Annotated in this window: 14 protein-coding genes and 2 tRNA genes; 5 read left to right on the forward strand and 11 right to left on the reverse strand. The window is 43.5% G+C overall.

The genetic code is table 11. From position 1 onward, the window contains the following. Positions 1–485: 485 nt before the first annotated feature. The 5 genes from ACED28_RS09170 to ACED28_RS09190 form a co-directional block, all read right to left on the reverse strand. On the reverse strand, positions 486–1,742 hold the full coding sequence (locus tag ACED28_RS09170; protein ID WP_371701334.1) for a tyrosine-type recombinase/integrase: 1,257 nt from the start codon (positions 1,740–1,742) through the stop codon (positions 486–488). 85 nt (positions 1,743–1,827) lie between these two features. Further along, positions 1,828–1,918, reverse strand: a tRNA-Ser gene (locus ACED28_RS09175). A 447-nt stretch (positions 1,919–2,365) separates the two neighbouring features. Then, positions 2,366–2,456 (reverse strand) — tRNA-Ser (locus ACED28_RS09180). A gap of 138 nt (positions 2,457–2,594) precedes the next feature. Continuing rightward, a complete protein-coding gene (locus ACED28_RS09185; protein WP_371709708.1) occupies positions 2,595–4,391 on the reverse strand; it encodes a DUF3413 domain-containing protein in 1,797 nt (598 codons plus the stop codon). A gap of 27 nt (positions 4,392–4,418) precedes the next feature. After that, the gene (locus ACED28_RS09190) at positions 4,419–4,646 is read right to left on the reverse strand and encodes a YejL family protein (protein ID WP_004734063.1); all 228 of its coding nucleotides are present in this window, start codon (positions 4,644–4,646) and stop codon (positions 4,419–4,421) included. An 84-nt stretch (positions 4,647–4,730) separates the two neighbouring features. Between ACED28_RS09190 and yejK the strand changes: the two genes are divergently transcribed. The 3 genes from yejK (at position 4,731) to ACED28_RS09205 (ending at position 8,613) form a co-directional block, all read left to right on the forward strand. Then, positions 4,731–5,735: a nucleoid-associated protein YejK gene (gene yejK / locus ACED28_RS09195; RefSeq protein ID WP_009848690.1), complete on the forward strand. Its 1,005-nt coding sequence runs from the start codon at positions 4,731–4,733 to the stop codon at positions 5,733–5,735. A gap of 96 nt (positions 5,736–5,831) precedes the next feature. Continuing rightward, positions 5,832–7,358, forward strand: coding sequence for an Hpt domain-containing protein (locus ACED28_RS09200; protein WP_371709709.1), 1,527 nt, complete (start codon positions 5,832–5,834; stop codon positions 7,356–7,358). 76 nt (positions 7,359–7,434) lie between these two features. After that, the gene (locus ACED28_RS09205) at positions 7,435–8,613 is read left to right on the forward strand and encodes a chemotaxis protein (RefSeq protein WP_371709710.1); all 1,179 of its coding nucleotides are present in this window, start codon (positions 7,435–7,437) and stop codon (positions 8,611–8,613) included. 112 nt (positions 8,614–8,725) lie between these two features. Here the strand turns inward: ACED28_RS09205 and nhaC are convergent, their stop codons facing one another. Beyond that, positions 8,726–10,162: a Na+/H+ antiporter NhaC gene (nhaC, locus tag ACED28_RS09210; RefSeq protein ID WP_017098219.1), complete on the reverse strand. Its 1,437-nt coding sequence runs from the start codon at positions 10,160–10,162 to the stop codon at positions 8,726–8,728. 500 nt (positions 10,163–10,662) lie between these two features. Here nhaC and asd point away from each other — a divergent pair, with 500 nt between their 5' ends. Then, positions 10,663–11,781: an aspartate-semialdehyde dehydrogenase gene (gene asd, locus ACED28_RS09215; protein ID WP_017079532.1), complete on the forward strand. Its 1,119-nt coding sequence runs from the start codon at positions 10,663–10,665 to the stop codon at positions 11,779–11,781. A gap of 138 nt (positions 11,782–11,919) precedes the next feature. On the opposite strand, the gene ACED28_RS09220 is transcribed toward asd, so the two are convergent. Beyond that, positions 11,920–12,762 (reverse strand): ion transporter, encoded by an 843-nt coding sequence (locus tag ACED28_RS09220; RefSeq protein ID WP_032500845.1) that lies wholly within the window; start codon positions 12,760–12,762, stop codon positions 11,920–11,922. 149 nt (positions 12,763–12,911) lie between these two features. After that, entirely contained in the window at positions 12,912–13,550 is a 639-nt protein-coding gene (locus ACED28_RS09225) for a YchE family NAAT transporter (RefSeq protein ID WP_004734056.1), read from the reverse strand. Between the two features lie 640 nt (positions 13,551–14,190). On the opposite strand from ACED28_RS09225, the gene adhE reads away from it, so the two are divergent. Further along, positions 14,191–16,899 carry a bifunctional acetaldehyde-CoA/alcohol dehydrogenase gene (gene adhE, locus ACED28_RS09230; protein ID WP_371709711.1) on the forward strand — a complete coding sequence of 903 codons (2,709 nt, stop codon included), beginning with the start codon at positions 14,191–14,193 and terminating at the stop codon, positions 16,897–16,899. A gap of 146 nt (positions 16,900–17,045) precedes the next feature. Here the strand turns inward: adhE and ACED28_RS09235 are convergent, their stop codons facing one another. The 3 genes from ACED28_RS09235 to sodB all read right to left on the reverse strand — a co-directional run bounded on the left by ACED28_RS09235 (position 17,046) and on the right by sodB (position 19,343). Beyond that, a complete protein-coding gene (locus ACED28_RS09235; RefSeq protein ID WP_009848717.1) occupies positions 17,046–17,729 on the reverse strand; it encodes an SDR family oxidoreductase in 684 nt (227 codons plus the stop codon). Positions 17,730–18,013: 284 nt separating this feature from the next. Next, positions 18,014–18,511, reverse strand: a complete 498-nt coding sequence (locus ACED28_RS09240; RefSeq protein WP_371709712.1) for a VC2046/SO_2500 family protein — start codon at positions 18,509–18,511, stop codon at positions 18,014–18,016. A gap of 247 nt (positions 18,512–18,758) precedes the next feature. Continuing rightward, positions 18,759–19,343, reverse strand: a complete 585-nt coding sequence (gene sodB, locus ACED28_RS09245; protein ID WP_004734050.1) for a superoxide dismutase [Fe] — start codon at positions 19,341–19,343, stop codon at positions 18,759–18,761. Positions 19,344–19,363: the final 20 nt, after the last annotated feature.

Consider the following 19,363-nt stretch of genomic DNA (forward strand, 5'->3'; position numbering starts at 1 on the left):
GACAGATGATGACTAAAGGATTATTTACCGACTCTTTTTTACAATAGAGCAGATACGTAACCTTACCGATCTTACTTTTTTCTACTACAACACCTTCCATGAACGCCCCTTATATTTCAATATATTCGTTTATGAGCACGATAAACCGTTAAGCTTCAGAAAACAGCTAAAGCTGATTAGACGGCAAATTATCATTCTTTATCTTTTTTGTGCAACTGAATTTATATCAACATAATTGACAGCATGCGAATAAGTAAAGGATTTACCGAACAATGGGGCATTTCTGAGTCAGGGCTGTCTGTCGGGTTGGCTAGTTTCATGTTGGTGTTCATGGCTAGCCATGGTCGGGAGTTAAGAGGTTCGCCTCTTGCCCGCAGCTCACGTTCATCTTTTGCGAAGCAAAAGTGTGACGGGAGCGCAACGGGTTGCTATACCGTCTCACTTTTTAGTGACACGGTTTTTGTCGGTTTACTGCCAAGCTTATTTTACTGAGATGTGCTCAACTGAAAGCTATTCACAGCATCAACCAACTCTTCTGGGGATAGCCGTTTCGCATAATGTCCGTAGGTCATCGTATTGTGTTTATGCCCAATTATCTGAGCGACCACATGCTCTTCGATGCCCGCCTTTTGCAGTTCATCAACAACGGTATGACGGAATGAATAGGCTGTTGGGCGTTGTCCCGCTTTGAAATGACAGGCATCAAGAACATCACCAAAAACGTCACGGTAATCTTTTGACCAATCCAAGTCGTCTCCACGGGGAACTAGGTCAAAAAGCTGAATAGCACCTTGTTGTTTTCGTTGCTCTACATAATCAAGAAAGCGTGATTGAAGCAACTTCTGGTGTATTGGCACAACTCTGTTGGAAGCCGCATTTTTTAGGTGTTGGTTTTCCGCATCATCGGAAAAGTGGATACAAGGGGTATGACCTAACGTGATGTCCTTGATGCGAAGTTGACAAGCCTCTGAAGGGCGGCAGCCTTGATGCATCTGTAACTTGGTTATCCAGTCAAATTGCTCACCTTGCTCACTATAGGCATGACTAGAGAATAGTTTCTTCAGCTCTATCGCTTTCCAACGCCTACGCTGAGTTGAGCTATTTGTATTTTTTGGTAGCTTCACCACCATAAATGGATTAGTTGCTATCAATTCTTTTGCCACACACCAATTAAAGAACTGCCGATTTGCGGCCAGATAGTCTTTTAAGCTCTTATGGCTAAGCTTACGCTGTATCAGCTCATCTCTGTAAGCCATGGCAAGGCTGTTACTTGGCTTTTCTTTCCCTTGGCTTAATAGATAGTTTAGAAAATCACTACAACGCTGCTGGAGCTGTTTAATCGTCAATCGGGTCACATTCTCAAGCTGCTTCGATTCAATGAACTGAACCAGCGCCTCTTTTCCAACACTTAGTCTCGGCGCTGTTGCCTTTGCTTCTACGGCAGGTCGCAGTATTGGTGCATTCGTCGTTGTCTCTGGTTGAGAACGATAACTTTGACGCAACTGATTAATACTATGAGTAAGCTCAGCTTTGAAATCGGCAAAACTTAATGCAGTGACTTTGGCTCTGTCGAAAAGAGCATGGAGTAATTGAACCTGTTCGATATTTCTCAGGTAAGCGACTTTACGTTCACGAGTTAGAAGAGAGAATTTAAACTCTTTGGGATAACCGCTGCTACGCAGTGAAAGTGGGGTGGCGATGCGTGTGTAGTATACGCTATTTGGAAGTCTCAATAAGTACATCTGTGCTACCTTTCTGTGCAAGATGATTTTCGAGGCTTTAGATACGAAAAAACCGCTGTAAAAACAGCGGTTTAATCTTTAAGAGTGGTGGAGGGATAGGGATTTGAACCCTAGAACCGCTATTAACGGTTGCCGGTTTTCAAGACCGGTGCTTTCGACCACTCAGCCATCCCTCCAGTGCCGCAAATAATATAGTGGTGTGATTCGCTTGTAAATACCCTTATTAACTGACTGCTTTTTTTATGAACAAGTTTGTGTGTTTTTGTTCTGAATGATTATATGTTGTTCGGTTTATTAAGAGGCAGACAAAATCTAATATTCAACAAGCCAAGTATTCCCAACTTTTGTTATACGTGAAGTGTTTCAGTGTCATTAAAAAAGAAAGTATCTAATTGGTTCGCAGGCAAAGTTATGAGGGGAGTGGCTTAGGCATAAGAACTTTCAGCTAGGGACTTTTAACTAAGAGCTTTTAACTTAGAACTCTGAGCTCGGAGTTTAAAACTAGGTATAAAGTGAATGGGTTTGAAACTGGGACTGCAGAGAGTTTTGTTAGATGGGCCTTATATTTTAGATAAGCTTCAGATGCAAAAAAGCCGCTGATTTCTCAGCGGCTTTCTTAAATGTGGTGGAGGGATAGGGATTTGAACCCTAGAACCGCTATTAACGGTTGCCGGTTTTCAAGACCGGTGCTTTCGACCACTCAGCCATCCCTCCAGTGGCGTGAATAATATAAGGGGCAGAGGATCTTGTAAACCCTTAATTTTCATAATTTTGTTTTGTTGCTTGTTTTCTAATCATTCACGGCAATAAAAAAGGGAAGCCATTGGCTTCCCTTTTCTTTTTGATGATCATTTAGTCATTTTTGGTATAGAACCGCTGTAACTCAGTAAGGCCTTGCATCAACACTGGCAAGCGAGGGCTTACATCTTTCAGACGTTTGTAATTCTGATCGTACAATTTGTAGTTACCAAACTTATCTAACACCGTTGTTTGTTGGTCAGTAACAAGAGCAAGTTCACGTGAGTCTCCTGCAAGAATCCATTTTCTTCTACGCTCATCAAACAGGCTATGTCCACTACTAAAATCTGTAGGGTTCGAAGATACACCTAATAGCTCTTGCATTAGCGTGACTGACACATCTAGGTGACTAGAACGGTGAGTATATTCAGATGCTGACTTACCTGGCCATTTGATGAACAGAGGCACTTGTAGTTGGTAACGACTGTAATTGGAGTTTGCGCCCCAACTGTTGGTTTTCGTCTCGTTAAATTCAGTACCATGGTTAGAGGTAATGATAACCACTGTGTTGTCTTGAAGATCTAGGCGCTCCAACTCTGCGTAGATTTTCGTTAACTGAACATCAGCCGCTTGAGTCGATTTTTGGTAATCTGCAGTAAAACGTTCAGCGGTAGTCAACGTCACATCTGTTTCGTAACTAGAGAAGTTATCGAGCGTTGTTAGCTCAATAAAGTTAAACCAAGGGCTTTTTGCTTGTGGTGATTGAACCCATTCAGACCAAGCTTGTATTGCGCTTTGGTCATCATCTGTTGCTTGCTCTGGGAGCGCATCACGGCCTCGGAAGATGACTTCCGGGTAAAGGGCGTCGTCAAAGTCATCACCGCTAAAAGCGGCAAGTGTATAATTGTGATGATCTAGCACATCGAGCAGTACTGCGCTCGAACCTTGTGCTTTGATGCTGCTTGCGTAGCTGCTAGGAAGGCCATAGAACAATCCGAAAATACCAAACATGTCGTTACTTGAACTGTAGTGATTGGTGAAGTTGATCGATTGTTGTGCATAGGCATAGCTGCTTGGCATTGCAGTGCTATTGAGTGCATCAGCGCGAAGATTATTCACACTCACAAGCAGAATATTAAGATCAGCACTGCGGCGGTTGTATTGAATTTTTTCTAGTGGGTAGCTAACTAAGTTTACGTTCTCTTGGTTCGCTTCTAAACGCTGTAAATACTCTTCACGGTCTAATAGACCATGCTTTTCCATAAAGCTTTTTGCTGTCATAGGATAAGACAGTGGGAAATTCGCTTTCTGGCTTGTAATTGGGTTGTAGAAATACGCATCAGCCCACATGTAGGTCAAGTGGCTGCTGATGAAACACAAGAAGAAGACGGCAGTAATCGGACGGCCAATGTGTTTATGAGACAGTTTACGTTGCTTACGCCAAACCCACTCAGACAGACCTAGCTGCAATAAGAAGATTAGTGGCATTACAATGAAGAGGTGCTGCAAATCAGAAGTGAGTGCAGACTCCTCTCCACTGAATAAAACCTCCCACACGACAGGTGTCAGGTGGAGGTTTATATTTTGATACGTTTGAGTATCAATCAGTAGGACAGTTAAACCTATGGTTGCGAAGATAACGGCAACCAAACGTAATAACTTCCTCGACGGAAGAATAAAAGTGAGTGGGAACAGCACTAATAGATAGAGCGCGAACACCAAAAATCCAAAATGACCAACCCATGATGCAGCCAAATAGAATTGACCCAATAGGGTTTCCGGCCAAGCAGATTGAGTAATATAACGAGTACCAATCAACATCGCAGCAATGATGTTGAAAAATGCAAACCAGTGGCCCCAACCTACCAGTCGAGATACACGATCGCTATATGAGTTTGCGCTGTCTACCATTTATAATTCTTTTTCCGTCAATCAAACTTAGTGAGACTTTTTATCTTCAAGAGAAGAAATTAAAGCTTCGGCAAATTTTTCAGCAATTCCTTTGCGTTGTGAAGCAGCAACGTTCTGATTTAAGACATTGGTTGCGATATTTCCAGCGATCATCAATGAAAGCTCAGGTGAAGCTTTGTGCTTAGTCAGTACAGCACCTACTTCAGCTAGGATTTTTTCAACTTGATCATCTGTGTATTTAGATATAATCGGCATAAGGACTCTAATAATGATAGTAAAAGCGGCTTATGATAACCTACTATGCACAACAACTGAAACCTGAACGGTAATATTTTCGCTATGAGCCTTCACCTTTCCAACGTAATTTTACACCAGCTAAGCAAGAACGATCAGGAAGAGCTGATTGTTAACTATCGTGCTGAATCTCTAGAAAACGATACTGCATCTGAAAACCTAGTCGCGGAACTTCACCGAGTTTTTAATTCAAAAGCAGGTAAAGGATTTGGTTCTTTCAAATCCGACAGCGAATTCCAGCAGTCGTTGCATGAATTTCGAGCTGGAGAACAAAGTTTTTATGATTTCTCTCAAAAAAGTGCGCTACGTCTAAAAGATGAGCTTTCAAAGTATCCTTTTGCTGATGAAGGCACTTTGGTACTGGCTGAATATCAATCACTGGCGACAGACTACCTTTTCATCGGACTACTGCCTTCTAACCAAAGTTTGAAAGTGACCGAAGGGCTAGATATTAGTGCGACGGATTACCTGGATATCTCGAAGATGGATATTGTTGCGCGCCTTGATCTTTCAACATACGACACAGACAAAGAGTCAAACCGTTACCTTACTTATATTAAAGGGCGCGTTGGTCGTAAAGTCGCTGACTTCTTCTTAGACTTCCTTCAAGCAGAAGTAGGCTTGGATGCTAAGCAGCAAAACCAAGTATTGATGCAAGCGGTAGAAGACTTTGTTTCTGACTCTAAGTTAGAGAAAGAAGAAGCGATCAGCTATAAAAAACAAGTTGCGGATTACTGTAACGAACAGCTTAAAGCGGGTGATGAAGTTCAAGTTCGTGAACTTTCTGGAGAATTGCCAGCAAGCACAGATGGTACAAGCTTCTTTGACTATACTAGTGAGCAAGGCTACGAGTTAGAAGACAGCTTCCCAGCAGACCGCGCAACTATGCGTAAACTAACAAAATTTGTTGGTGCTGGTGGCGGTTTGAATGTTAGTTTTGATAGTCTGCTTTTAGGTGAGCGTATCTTCTACGATCCAGAGACAGACACGCTAACCATTAAAGGGACGCCACCGAACTTACGTGATCAACTGACTCGCAATAAGTCATAGTCCGAAGTTATTAGGTAGCAAGCGACAGCAGGTTGTTGTCGCTTGTTTATGTTTAGCAACATAATGGTTTAGAGTTCGCATGAACAAGGAATATCGATGGAACAATCAGTAGCAAAGCCCAATCGCTTTAAAAGACCAGCAACTTTTTTGGTTGCACTCTTGGCTCTGTGGCTACTTCCTTCACTGGCACTCCTTAATCTAAGCCGTTCTTACTCTCACTCGCTCGCTCAAATTGAAGAGCTCGGTATTCGCGTTAATGAACTGAGGCAATCGCTTTATTTCTCTGAGCCGCTGCGAGTCTCTCGTATTAATGATTTAGCACTCGATGCTCAGTTAGTTTATTCGATCCGACTGCAGATAGAATCTGATTTCCAACACGCCTTGTTTCGCCCTGATGTGAACCAACTGCTTTACGTTGCCGATCAATTTTTAGAAAAATTTGATGAATTCATTCCGATAGAAAGTCAGGTGCAAGATATCGTCGATAACATCAAAGTGTTACGCACAGATACTGAACTTTCCCCTAAGTTAAAGCCGCTACTCAACGAATTTGGTGTCGTCGTTTTTGAAGCGATGTATTCCGATAACCAAAGTTCATCAGCAACTTATCGCGCCTTTGATTCTATTCTTGAAAAATCTTATTCATTAAAATCCGAAGAACAAGATGCACTCCAACTATTACTGGCAGATGCTTCAGCATTGCTGAGTGATTACGCTCAGCTCAATTATTTAGTCGATAAAATTAAGAAGAATTCAGTAAACGAACAGATCATTAAACTTGAAGCTGAGTTCCATGAACGTCAATACAACCTATTATTGATCATGCTAGGGTTAAGCTTAGTGGCAATGATTGCGTTAGTGTTGTGGAGTGTTAGGTCCCAAAAATCGAAGAAAGAAGTAGACCAAGCACTCAAACAGGAACCAGTCATCGATTCAAGTCAGGACGATGCTCTCTCTACTTCCAACAAAGATACGTCTTCTCGTAATGATACTGCTTCTCGCAATAATATTGTTTCTCATAGTGATACTGTTTCTTCCGCGGTGACGCCACCAAGTAATCCCCCATCAGTATTAGATATTACGCCAGCGAGTCAACATTCTGATATCCAACCACAGCAGAGTGTTTGTACGACAAGCCCGCAAGCTATTTCACAAGAACCGATTTTGCAAGAACCTATTCCACAAGTTCCGGTTCAGCAAAACTCTATTCAGCAACCCCCAACTCAGCGAACACCAGAACAAGTGCAAGAGCCAGAGAAGCACATTGCCAGTGTTACGGATTCAAAGCCAGCGATTGATATTGAAGAGATGCTAGAGACTCTTGATGGCGATACCGAGTCTGTTGAATTGTTGCTAGGGGTCTTTGTCGAAGATCACGCAGATGACTACACCAGATTCAAATCTCTGCTCACCAAGGATGAAACCTCTGCTGCTCGCATTGTGCACAGCTTAAAAGGCGTGGCTGGCAGCATCAAAGCGTCTCGGTTAGCGATCATTGCAGCGACTATTGAAATGACAATGAAGCAGTCCAGAGCCATCAGCGAGCACGATTTAGCCGAACTAGAGATGGCGATAAAAGCCTCTGTAGATTCTGCTCATGACTATTTAAATACCCAACGTTAACTTTTACAGGTTTTTTGACAATACTCTGACGAAGCGCTCCTACAATCCGCGCCCTTAGTCTTTGTCAGAGGTTTATATGTCACGAGTTTCGAGTCGAAATTGGATCGTGTTAGTGCTTAGCATTGTGCTAAGTGGTTGTTCTCTTTTGGAAGTTAAGCTAGATAGTCAAACGACGCCTCTTACTCAGCAAGAGTTACAGGCTCGGATCATGACGCGTGAATACGCCAAGATGTTTTTTACACGAGTAGAAGACTCGGCCGATCTCATTGCGCAATCTTACCCTGCTGATGACACCTTACATCAATCTTATGTGTTGCTTTGGAAGATCCATGCTGAGCAGGGCTTACAACAAGCGGCGTACCAAACTTCCCCAATGTCAGCATTAATTGACTCATGGGTTTTCACAGCCCAAATGAATCAGTTTTATAGCCAAGGCGATGGCGCGGATCTGTTCGTGACGGATAATGCGGTAGAGACGGCTCGTTCTCTTGACCAAGAAGCAGAGAAACTGGCAAAGGGTGTATTGAGCTCGAGTGATTTCAAGAGCAGCAAAGCATTCGTCGCAGAGTTCGCCGCGAGCAATCCTTTTAGAGATCTTACCTTCAGAAGTACGCCTGCTTATCGCGAATGGCTGGCTCATCTGGGTAAAGACGAATCTCAAATCGTTCAGAGCCTAGGTACTATGCCGGAGGCGATGGGCGATGCATCAGACCGCTTAAGCCTAATGGCTGATCAAACGCCAAAATTGATGACGTGGAAGGCCGAGTTGGTGGCGATGAACAGTTCGCTCACAGGTGAAGATTTGTCGATGACATTGGAAAGCCTTCGTCAAACATCAGCAAGCATGCAAGACTTCATTGAGAACAACCCTGAATACATGCAAACACTGGCTTCTATTATGTCGACAGAAATGCAGCCTTTACTCAACGACCTAAGTGATAAGACAGATCAAAAATTGGCGATGCTCACTGAAGAACGTGTAGCGTTAGAAAAAATGGTGACACGAGAGAGAGAAGCTCTGGTCGCGATGATTGCGAAAGAGCGTATTGAAATTGCAGGCATTGTGACTTCTGAAAGGGAACTGTTTACACAAGATCTTGATCGTGTCTCTCAAGAGGTGTTGGTACTCGCGATTGATAAACTGATGGACTTAATCAAAGGTGTGATTATCTACTTCATCCTGTTTATCTTGGTGGTGTTCTTTGCACCGTTAGGCATCGGTTATTGGTTGGGTAAACGAACCGCTAGCAAATAAATTCAGTAATTAAGTAGATCAAAAAAGAGCGCTCTAGAGCGCTCTTTTGGCATTTATATCATCAACATTTTTGTGCTTACGCACTAAAGCATTAAAGTATCAAAACATTAGCTTAAGCTTGTTGCTTGCTCAGTTCAGCGGCTTCTTCAGTTTCAAGCGCTGGTGCTGTTGGTTCACATTTATCAACGAACCAACCCATGTAAGACGTTACGATAGTCACGAGGATACAGATGAAGCTCAACCACATGAACGGAGCGTAAGAGAGCGTTGCGACACCAAGAATGCTCGCCATGTAGATGCCGTTGTCACTCCAAGGAACCATGCCTGAAGTTAACGTGCCACCGAACTCAGCGTTACGAGATAGATTTTTACGTTGGTAACCTAAACGGTCGTAGTTTTTCGCACAGATTTTTGGCGTTAGGATTAACGATACGTACATTGCAGAACCGAATACGTTACCCATGAAGGCCGTGCCGATCGTGCTTGTTGCTAGAGAACCAGCGCTATTTACTCGGCGCTCGAACACCTTAGCAATCGTCTCTAATACGCCCACTTTATCCAGTAAGCCACCAAAACCTAAACCAAACACAATCACCGCTACCGAACCAAGCATTGAAGACATGCCGCCACGGTTAAGAATCGAGTCAATAAACTCTACGCCAGAGGAGATAGAGAACGGTGCCCAAGCAGTATTGAATGCCGTTAGGAAATCGATATCTTGGATCATGACTGCCCAGATAATACCTAGCAGAGAACCGAAGCTGATTACCGGGAATGAAGGCATGCGGAAAGCCAACAGACCAAGCACGATCAGTACTGGGACAAATGAGTAAGGCGTGATGTAGAACTGAACTTCCATTGCTTTAATGACAGAATCTACTTGGCTCATGTCAACGTTACCTGCGTAGTGAAAACCAAACGCAGTAAACATGATGCCAGTAATCACGTAGCTGATTAACGCAACTGGCAGCATGCCCTTGATGTGCTCAACCACTTCAACACCAGACATTGAAGAAGCCAGAATCACTGAATCAGAAAGTGGAGACATCTTGTCACCGAAGTAACAGCCTGACAGTACTGCACCTGCAGTAATCGGTGCTGGAACACCTAGACCTTGGCCTATGCCCATCATCGCGATACCTGCTGTACCCGCGGCGCCCCAAGAAGTACCAGTTGCCAATGCGGTTAGAGAACAGATAATCATGGTCGCTAAAAGGAAGATAGAAGGGTGGATTGCTTTCAGACCATAGTAAATGATAGTAGGTACGATCCCGCCTGAGATCCAAGTACCAACAAGAGCGCCAACGGCTAAAAGTATTAAAACCGCGCCTAAGCCATTGGATATTCCTTTGAGTGCCGCTTTTTCTAAGTCTTTGTATTCGTGGCCAAGGCGAATACCGAGAACCATGATAATGAACCAGCCAATATACAAGGCAAGTTGAATTGGAAGGTCAAGCTTTGCAGTAAAGGAAAAAGCAAGGGATAGAAATAATCCTAACGCGATGAATACCTGCAATAGGTTCGGTAGGCGAGTTTTACTCTGCTTCATAAAAGCCTCTTGTGATTTCGAGCATTTATAGTGCTTCGTTATGGTGTGTGGTGCAAAACGGACACTACAGTAATTAGTTTATTATATCGAAAAAATACGTCCAAGTTGTGATATTTGACTGCTAACGCAGTCAATCGTGGTTTCATTATCTGAAATGTTGTTAAATTCATGGTTGTTACATGTTGAAACTTGTCGCGCGTTGTTTTTGTTTTGTGAAGTATTATTCTGAATAGTATTGATTAAAAAGAGGGATTTACTGTTTGTGACGCGAGTGGGACTAAGCTGCTTTGGCGATGCAAATGTTTGAATTTGAGGATAATGGGCGTTTTATCAATGAGGTGGATATTAAATGTCGATACAGGGATAACTGCACGATTCATTGCGTTCACTTAAAAGAAACGAAAAAGTTACACTTTTTGACAAAAAGCACTTGAGTTCTGTTTCTGAAAAACTTATAGATGGGGGAGAGCAATTTTTAATTTATACATGGAGAGTGAGCGATGAGAGTAGGTCTAGTTGGTTGGCGCGGTATGGTTGGTTCTGTATTGATGCAACGTATGGTTGAAGAGAAAGATTTCGACTTGATTGAACCTGTTTATTACAGTACGTCTCAGATTGGTATTCCTGCCCCTGTTTTGGGTGGTAAAGATGCGGGTCTACTTCAAGACGCTTTTGATATTGATAGCCTAAAACAGCTTGATGCGGTGATTACCTGTCAAGGCGGAGACTACACCTCAAAAGTATACCCAGCACTGCGTCAAGCAGGTTGGAAAGGCTACTGGATTGATGCGGCTTCTACCTTACGTATGGACGCGGATTCAATCATCACTCTTGATCCTGTTAACTTGGCTCAAATCCAACAAGGTATCCACGGCGGGACTAACACTTTCGTAGGCGGTAACTGTACTGTGAGCTTAATGCTTATGGCTTTGGGTGGTCTATACGAGAAAGGCATGGTTGAGTGGATGAGTGCCATGACTTACCAAGCCGCTTCAGGTGCGGGCGCTAAGAACATGCGTGAACTGATCTCACAAATGGGTGTGATCAACGACAGCGTAAGTTCTGAGTTAGCGAACCCTTCAAGTTCAATTCTTGATATCGATAAGAAAGTCGCTGATACCATTCGTTCATCTTCATTTCCAACCGATCAGTTCGGTGCTCCGCTTGCGGGCTCACTGATTCCTTGGATCGATGTGAAGCGTGAAAACGGTCAAAGCAAAGAAGAGTGGAAAGCCGGCGTTGAAGCGAACAAGATTCTTGGCCTAGATGGTCAGCCAATCCCAATTGATGGCACTTGTGTACGAATCGGTGCAATGCGTTGTCATGCTCAAGCACTAACAATCAAGCTTAAGCAAGACGTGCCAATGGACGAGATCGAAGAGATCATCGCGACGCACAATGATTGGGTTAAAGTGGTTCCTAATGACCGTGACATCACGGCACAGGAGCTAACACCAGCGAAAGTAACAGGCACTATGTCTGTACCAGTCGGTCGTCTGCGTAAGATGTCTATGGGTAACGACTTCCTGAACGCGTTCACTGTCGGTGACCAATTACTTTGGGGTGCTGCAGAACCACTACGCCGTACTTTACGCATTATCCTTGCTGAGAAAGCGTAATCGGCAAGATTGCTTAAATTCTATTAGCTGATAAACCGAAAGGGTTGACGATAAACGTCAACCCTTTTTAGTTTATTGATATCTCGTTATTCGGCCCTCGAAACTGCCCTTAAACCTCTTCGCATCTCGAGTCTGCTTTTATTTCTCTTCTGTAACGACACGCTTGTCGGGGTCTGCCAATTCACTCGCACAGTGTTTGCAATACATAGCATCCGAATCATGGCCGGCGCGGTTACAGTTCGGACACTTTACCAACTCTTTGTGCGAGTTCATCTCATTGCTGAGCTCTGCAGTAATAATCCCTGTCGGTACCGCTAAAATAGAGTAACCCAATAGCATGGTCAGAGAAGCGATCGCTTTCCCTAACGCGGTTTGAGGGATCATGTCACCGTAGCCAACCGTCGTAATGGTTACGATTGCCCAATAAATACTGTGGGGAATACTTGTAAAGCCATTTTCTGGCCCTTCAATAACAAAGATAAGCGCGCCGAAGATAACAACTAAGATGCCAACTGTGCTGAAAAAGATCAGTATCTTTCGTCTTGCCATTAACAGTGAACGTAACAGAATGTTTGAATCTTGCAGGTAGCGAACCAGTTTTAGGATTCGGAAGATACGCATCACACGCAGCAGTCTTACCACACCCATAAATGAAGCGCCTGGGAAGATGATCGCTAAGTAGGTCGGAAGAATCGCCAATAGGTCCACGACACCATAAAAGCTGGTGGCATAAGATTTTGGTTTCGGAGAACAATAGAGCCTTAACAAATACTCAAGAGTGAAGAGAGCAGTAAAAGTGTATTCAATATAACGCAGCTGCTGTGACCATTCGGTCATGACATTAGGGATGGACTCTAAGATCAGAACCAATAGCGAAGCCAAGATTGCAACGATCAGAGAAATATCAAATGCACGTCCGGCTGGCGTGTGAGTACCAAAGATAATGACGTACAAATGATGCTTGAGTGGCTTGCGTGACATAAGGAGAGGTTCGTCTTCTGTTAAATGCGTTAACAGTCATTATACAAGCTTCATAATAACGAGGCGAGTGAAAGCCCAATTGCTTTACTCGCCTCATCTATATTTCAATATTGTTGCCCTTTATAGAGCAACCGAAATGTCGTTAAACGTTATGCCAAACCTGGGAACAGATTACGTAGGCCATTGGCGATGAACTCGATGCCCAATGCACCAAGAATCAAGCCCATGATACGCGTGATCACGTTGATACCCGTTTGACCTAAAAAGCGAACGATAACTGGTGCTGAACGGAACAAAAGCCAAGAGCAGGTTGCAAACGCGATGATGCTAATGCCAATTCCCACAGTATCAATGGCTGCAGGGTAACGAGATCCGTAAACAATGGTCGAGCTGATTGCCCCGGGGCCCGCCATTAATGGCATCGCAAGAGGAACAACACCGATTTGCTCTTTGCTGATGTATTCAGATTTCTCTTGTTTATTCTGCTTATCTTCACCGAGCTTACCGCTCATCATCGAAAATGCGATGCTCAATAATAGCAAACCACCTGCAACACGAAATGAATCCAGGGAGATGCTAAACATATCAAGCAGCATTTGCCCCGCGACAAGCGACACAATCAGGATAACGGCAACGGCAATATTTGCTTGTAAGGCTGTCCTGTTCCTCTCTTCTGGCGGCATATGTGCAGTAAGGGAAACAAAAACAGGCATGATGCCGATTGGGTTTACGGCAGCAACAAGCCCAAGGAAGAATTGCATAAAAATTGCGAGTTCTAAGCCTTGCATGAGAGCGATCTCCAGTTAGCGAATTTTAAGGTTGAAGGTTTGATTCGGTGAATAGTCTGAGCGCGTAATGTAAGGGACAAATCGGATTTGCACGAATGAAAAAAACTAACCTGAAATAGGGGATTATTTTTAGAAAAACTAATTGAATATCACTTTTGTATTGGCGGTGTTGCGAGTTGGTTGTTAGTGTTTCATTTTGTAATTTATTATCGAGTAACTGTTAACTGTCGCACGAATTTAATAAAAATTATGTCAAAATCTAGCCCGTGCAATGGTATGGATATACTCTCAGTAGCACGAATATGGCTGTATACATGTAATTTAACTGACTAAAAATGAAACTTTTTTACAGTTTATGACTCTATGTAGAAAAAGTTTGTCTGTTTGCTTGTTTTTTGAACTAACGAAAAGTGTGATTTTAATCTATATAAATCATCATCTTAAGTGTATTTTTGCGATTGCCTTACTACTTTTTGGTTAATTCTTTTTGGGTAACTGATCTGGGTCAATTTTTTTCACACTGTGAAATAATATACTCAGTCCTGAAAGCAATTTACTAAGAACGTTGTTGTTTGAGGTTAAAAGCAAGCAGCGAAATTAATAAAAAGTTTTTAATATTTATTATTTTAGGAGATCCACCATGCCTGTAACTAACTTAGCGGAACTTGATGCTCTAGTAGCACGCGTTAAAGCAGCACAAGAAGAGTTTGCAACATTCTCTCAAGAGAAAGTAGATGCAATCTTCCGCGCAGCTTCTCTTGCTGCTAACCACGCTCGTATCCCACTTGCACAACAAGCAGTTGCTGAATCTGGAATGGGTATTGTTGAAGATAAGGTTATCAAAAACCACTTTGCATCTGAATTTATCTACAACAAATACAAAGACGAAAAAACATGTGGCATTCTTGATGAAGATGAAAGCCTAGGCACAATGACTATCGCTGAGCCTGTAGGTATCATCTGTGGTATCGTTCCAACAACGAACCCAACTTCTACAGCAATCTTCAAATCTCTAATCTCTCTTAAAACACGTAACGGCATCATCTTCTCGCCACACCCACGTGCAAAGAACTCAACTAATGACGCAGCGAAGCTTGTTCTAGACGCAGCTGTAGCAGCGGGTGCACCAAAAGACATCATCGGTTGGATCGACCAACCATCTGTAGAGCTTTCTAACGCGCTGATGAAGCACGACGGTATCGCACTTATCCTTGCTACTGGTGGTCCAGGCATGGTTAAAGCAGCATACTCTTCTGGTAAGCCTGCTATCGGTGTTGGTGCTGGTAACGTTCCTGTAGTTATCGATGAAACAGCTGACATCAAACGTGCAGTAGCATCTATCCTTATGTCTAAAACATTCGATAACGGTGTTGTATGTGCTTCTGAGCAAGCTGCAATCGTAGTTAGCGAAGTATATGACGAAGTTAAAGAGCGTTTTGCTTCTCACAAAGCTCACGTTTTATCTAAAGCTGACGCAGATAAAGTACGTAAAGTTCTTCTTATCGACGGCAACCTAAACGCTAAAATCGTAGGTCAACCTGCTCCAGCAATCGCTGAAATGGCGGGTGTTAAAGTTCCTGCTGATACAAAAGTACTTGTAGGTGAAGGCCTTGGTAAAGTTTCTTACGATGACGAATTTGCTCACGAGAAACTGTCTCCAACTCTAGGTCTATTCCGCGCAGACGATTTCGAAGACGCTGTTGCTCAAGCAGTAACTATGGTTGAAATCGGTGGTATCGGTCACACATCTGGTCTTTACACTAACCAAGACGTAAACGCAGATCGCATCCGTTACTTCGGTGACAAGATGAAGACGGCTCGTATCCTAATCAACATCCCGACTACTCACGGTGGTATCGGTGACCTGTACAACTTTAACGTTGCACCTTCTCTAACTCTTGGTTGTGGTTCATGGGGTGGTAACTCTATCTCTGAGAACGTAGGTCCTAAGCACCTTATCAACAAGAAAACTGTAGCGAAGCGAGCTGAAAATATGTTGTGGCACAAACTACCTAAGTCTATCTACTTCCGTCGTGGCAGCCTTCCAATCGCAATGAGCGACCTAGAAGGTAAGAAACGCGCATTCCTAGTAACTGACCGTTTCTTGTTCAACAACGGTTACGCAGATGACGTAGTACAAATCCTGAAATCTCAAGGTATTGAAGTTCAAGTATTCTTCGATGTAGAAGCGGATCCAACATTGTCTGTTGTTGAGAAAGGCGCTGAAGCAATGAAGAGCTTCCAACCTGACGTAATCCTTGCTCTAGGTGGCGGTTCTCCAATGGATGCTGCTAAGATCATGTGGGTTATGTACGAGCACCCAGAAACTCACTTCGAAGAACTAGCAATGCGCTTTATGGATATCCGTAAACGTATCTACAAGTTCCCTAAAATGGGTAAAAAAGCTGAGCTAGTATGTATCACTACTACTTCAGGTACGGGTTCAGAAGTTACGCCATTCGCGGTTGTTACTGACGACAAAACAGGTGCTAAGTACCCACTAGCAGATTACGAAATCACGCCAAACATGGCTGTTGTTGATGCTAACCTAGTAATGAACATGCCTAAGTCTCTAACAGCGTTCGGTGGTTACGATGCAGTAACTCACGCTCTTGAAGCTTACGTATCAGTTCTTGCGAACGAATACTCAGATGGTCAAGCTCTACAAGCTCTTAAGATGCTTAAAGAATACCTACCATCAAGCTACAAAAACGGTTCAGCAGACCCAATCGCTCGTGAGAAAGTACACAACGCTGCAACGATTGCTGGTATTGCCTTTGCGAACGCATTCCTAGGTGTATGTCACTCAATGGCTCACAAAATTGGTGCTGAGTTCCACCTACCACACGGTCTTGCAAACGCACTACTTATCTCAAACGTTGTACGTTACAACGCGAACGATAACCCAACTAAGCAGACTGCATTCTCTCAGTACGACCGCCCACAAGCACGTCGTCGTTATGCTGAAGTTGCTGACCACCTAGGCCTAAGCCAAGCTGGTGACCGTACTGCGCAGAAGATTGAACGTCTACTGACTTGGTTAGAAGAGCTTAAAGTTGACCTAGACATCCCACTGTCTATCCAGGCTGCGGGTGTTAACGAGTCTGACTTCATCGCTAAACTAGACGAGCTAGCTGTTGAAGCGTTCGATGACCAGTGTACAGGTGCTAACCCACGTTACCCTCTAATCACTGAGCTTAAAAAAGTTCTAACAACGTCTTACTTCGGTAAAGCATACGTTGAAGGTGAAACTTTTGAAGGTACGACTGTAATTTTGAAGAAAGCTGACCAAAAGCCAGCTGAAGAAAAAGCAGCACCAAAAGCTAAAAAAGAAAAAGCTAACGCATAATAAGTAAGCATTAGTTTGAGATAGGTTTTCGCTAGCACGATACTTATCTATCGGGAAATTCAAAGCCCCAACCGAAAGGTTGGGGCTTTTTTTATGTGAATTGAAATAGGTTTATTTTTATTATCCATTTACACCTCCGCAGATGCTTACACCTCCGCAGCTACAACCCGTCCGCTAAAGTAATCATTAGAGACAATGTATTCCGTTGTTCTGGTCAGTTCGTCTTGCAGTTGTGCCCAGTGACACCCATTGAGCTTGCCTTCGGAGTTATGAACGGCAGGGACAACACCGCCGACTCGAATACCAAATGGCGTCAGTTCTTTCGCCCAGCTATGGGTAAAGCCGGTAATCATGGAGTTTGCGCTCTCTAAGCCTGACACATCATGAAAGTCATCGTGAGATATCACATTCACAATTACGCCTTCTTTGTCTTGCTCTCGTAACCTCTCTGCACTGATTTGCCCAAATGCGAAAAGGGTCGATGCCATAGCAGACAGATCATTGATAAAGCTACTGACAGGCTGATCGCCAATTAGACTAGGCATTGGGGAACTTATCCAATTGTTGACCAGAACATCGGGCGTCGTGTTGAAGGTGGTTTGAATAAAATCATACACGCTGAGGATAGCTTGGCTGTCATTCCCTTCGAGCGTGTAATGGTAAACAGAGTCGGAGAAGCGGGCACATTGTAAATAAGTCGCCTGAAGTGCTTTTGCGTCTTTATCACAAAGGATGACAGTGGCTCCAAGGTTAACAAAGTGATTCGCAATCGTTCCTCCCAATCGCGAGCCGGCAGATGTTACCAATATAATTGAGCTTTTTATTTCCATCCCAGTACCTAAGCAAATCGTCCATGTTGGATAAGGATGGGTTAAATTTCATACAGCGGGTGTGAATTGGCTCAAACTAAGGTGTACCCATTGATAACTTTTTATGAACTTTATGGCAGGTCACATTTTGCAGTAACTTCAAGTGTTAACCGACATCTCCGGTTTTGATGATGACCAAAGGTGATGGTTCATATTGCCTACATCAATCATTAAAAAAGCGAGATCGAACAAAGAGCAGTCGTGAATATTGAGCGAGAAAGAGGAAGGCTAGGCAGCGGCTATACTTACGCCTGAATCTGATACTGACGTTGAGCTGTCGACAGCTCGTTGTAGAGCGTCGCATTTGGTAAATCAGGTAACTGTTTACTTGCCAGTTTACGCCGGTCATGACCAGAAAGGTTTTGGTAAACCTCTTCGGGGAAGTCGGCTGTATCTTCTGGCATGAAAGCAAGTGCTTCAGGCTTCAAGTAGTGGCTTAGCTTGGCGCTGGCAAGGCTAGCTTGATGAAAGTGATTCGATTGTTGCGCTGAAATTTCATACGACGATTGGTTTGAACGCAGTTGTTGCGGTTCTGCTACGCCAAATTGCTTACGTAAGCGATCTTCAGTCGTTTCAGTGACGTCAATGGTGTCGATGGGAGTACAGTCGCGAACATCATTAGAAAACATAGACAACAGCAACGCAAAATCTGCACGGCGACCTTGCTCAACCGCTTGGCTGATCCCGATGCCGAACTTCAGTTCGTTGATGATTCCTGCTTTGTCTAAAGTATGTATTTGCATGCTGCCTCTCATTGGATACACCTTTAACGGCATGGAGTTGGCAAACTTTAGAGTTTAATTACAGCCAAATAACGAATTTATGTAGGGCGATTGAGAAAGGTAAGAATAGGTTGAAAAGTAGGCTTGATCTGCTAGTTCGTTTCGCAATGTTCGCATTGATTAGAATACGACAGATACAAAAAAGCTCACGCCGAGGCATGAGCTTTCAATAGATAACTTGCTATAAATAGCGCAGCGTAAGTAATAATTACTTAGCTAGGTTCTCTTCTACGAAAGACCAGTTTACTAGGTTCCAGAATGCAGCCATGTAGTCAGGGCGAACATTGCGGAAATCGATGTAGTAAGCGTGTTCCCATAGGTCAACAGTTAGAAGTGGAGTAACACCTTCTTCTGTTAGAGGAGTCGCAGCGTTAGAAGTGTTAACGATGTCTAGAGAACCGTCAGCTTTCTTAACTAACCAAGTCCAAGAAGAACCGAAGTTGTTGATTGCTGAATCAGTGAATTTCGCTTTGAATTCTTCGAAAGAACCGAATGCAGCGTTGATCGCTTCTGCAACCGCGCCTGTTGGTTCGCCGCCTGCTTTAGGAGCAAGACAGTGCCAGTAGAACGTGTGGTTCCAGATTTGAGCAGCGTTATTGAAAACACCACCAGTAGAAGTCTTAACGATTTCTTCTAGTGTTTTGCCTTCAAACTCAGTACCTGGGATAAGACCGTTTAGCTTAACAACGTAAGTGTTGTGGTGCTTACCGTGGTGGAAATCTAGCGTTTCTGCTGAGATGTGTGGTTCTAGCGCGTCTTTCGCGTAAGGAAGAGCCGGTAGTTCAAATGCCATTGCTCAATTCTCCATTGATA

The organism is Vibrio sp. 1F253, from assembly GCF_041439295.1.
Taxonomy (GTDB): domain Bacteria; phylum Pseudomonadota; class Gammaproteobacteria; order Enterobacterales; family Vibrionaceae; genus Vibrio; species Vibrio tasmaniensis_A.

Bases quoted from the DNA above. Each gene is read 5' to 3' on its own strand.
- ACED28_RS09170 (WP_371701334.1), bottom strand. From the start codon at position 1,742: ATGTACTTATTGAGACTTCCAAATAGCGTATACTACACACGCATCGCC.
- ACED28_RS09185 (WP_371709708.1), bottom strand. From the start codon at position 4,391: ATGGTAGACAGCGCAAACTCATATAGCGATCGTGTATCTCGACTGGTA.
- ACED28_RS09190 (WP_004734063.1), bottom strand. From the start codon at position 4,646: ATGCCGATTATATCTAAATACACAGATGATCAAGTTGAAAAAATCCTA.
- yejK (WP_009848690.1), top strand. From the start codon at position 4,731: ATGAGCCTTCACCTTTCCAACGTAATTTTACACCAGCTAAGCAAGAAC.
- ACED28_RS09200 (WP_371709709.1), top strand. From the start codon at position 5,832: ATGGAACAATCAGTAGCAAAGCCCAATCGCTTTAAAAGACCAGCAACT.
- ACED28_RS09205 (WP_371709710.1), top strand. From the start codon at position 7,435: ATGTCACGAGTTTCGAGTCGAAATTGGATCGTGTTAGTGCTTAGCATT.
- nhaC (WP_017098219.1), bottom strand. From the start codon at position 10,162: ATGAAGCAGAGTAAAACTCGCCTACCGAACCTATTGCAGGTATTCATC.
- asd (WP_017079532.1), top strand. From the start codon at position 10,663: ATGAGAGTAGGTCTAGTTGGTTGGCGCGGTATGGTTGGTTCTGTATTG.
- ACED28_RS09220 (WP_032500845.1), bottom strand. From the start codon at position 12,762: ATGTCACGCAAGCCACTCAAGCATCATTTGTACGTCATTATCTTTGGT.
- ACED28_RS09225 (WP_004734056.1), bottom strand. From the start codon at position 13,550: ATGCAAGGCTTAGAACTCGCAATTTTTATGCAATTCTTCCTTGGGCTT.
- adhE (WP_371709711.1), top strand. From the start codon at position 14,191: ATGCCTGTAACTAACTTAGCGGAACTTGATGCTCTAGTAGCACGCGTT.
- ACED28_RS09235 (WP_009848717.1), bottom strand. From the start codon at position 17,729: ATGGAAATAAAAAGCTCAATTATATTGGTAACATCTGCCGGCTCGCGA.
- ACED28_RS09240 (WP_371709712.1), bottom strand. From the start codon at position 18,511: ATGCAAATACATACTTTAGACAAAGCAGGAATCATCAACGAACTGAAG.
- sodB (WP_004734050.1), bottom strand. From the start codon at position 19,343: ATGGCATTTGAACTACCGGCTCTTCCTTACGCGAAAGACGCGCTAGAA.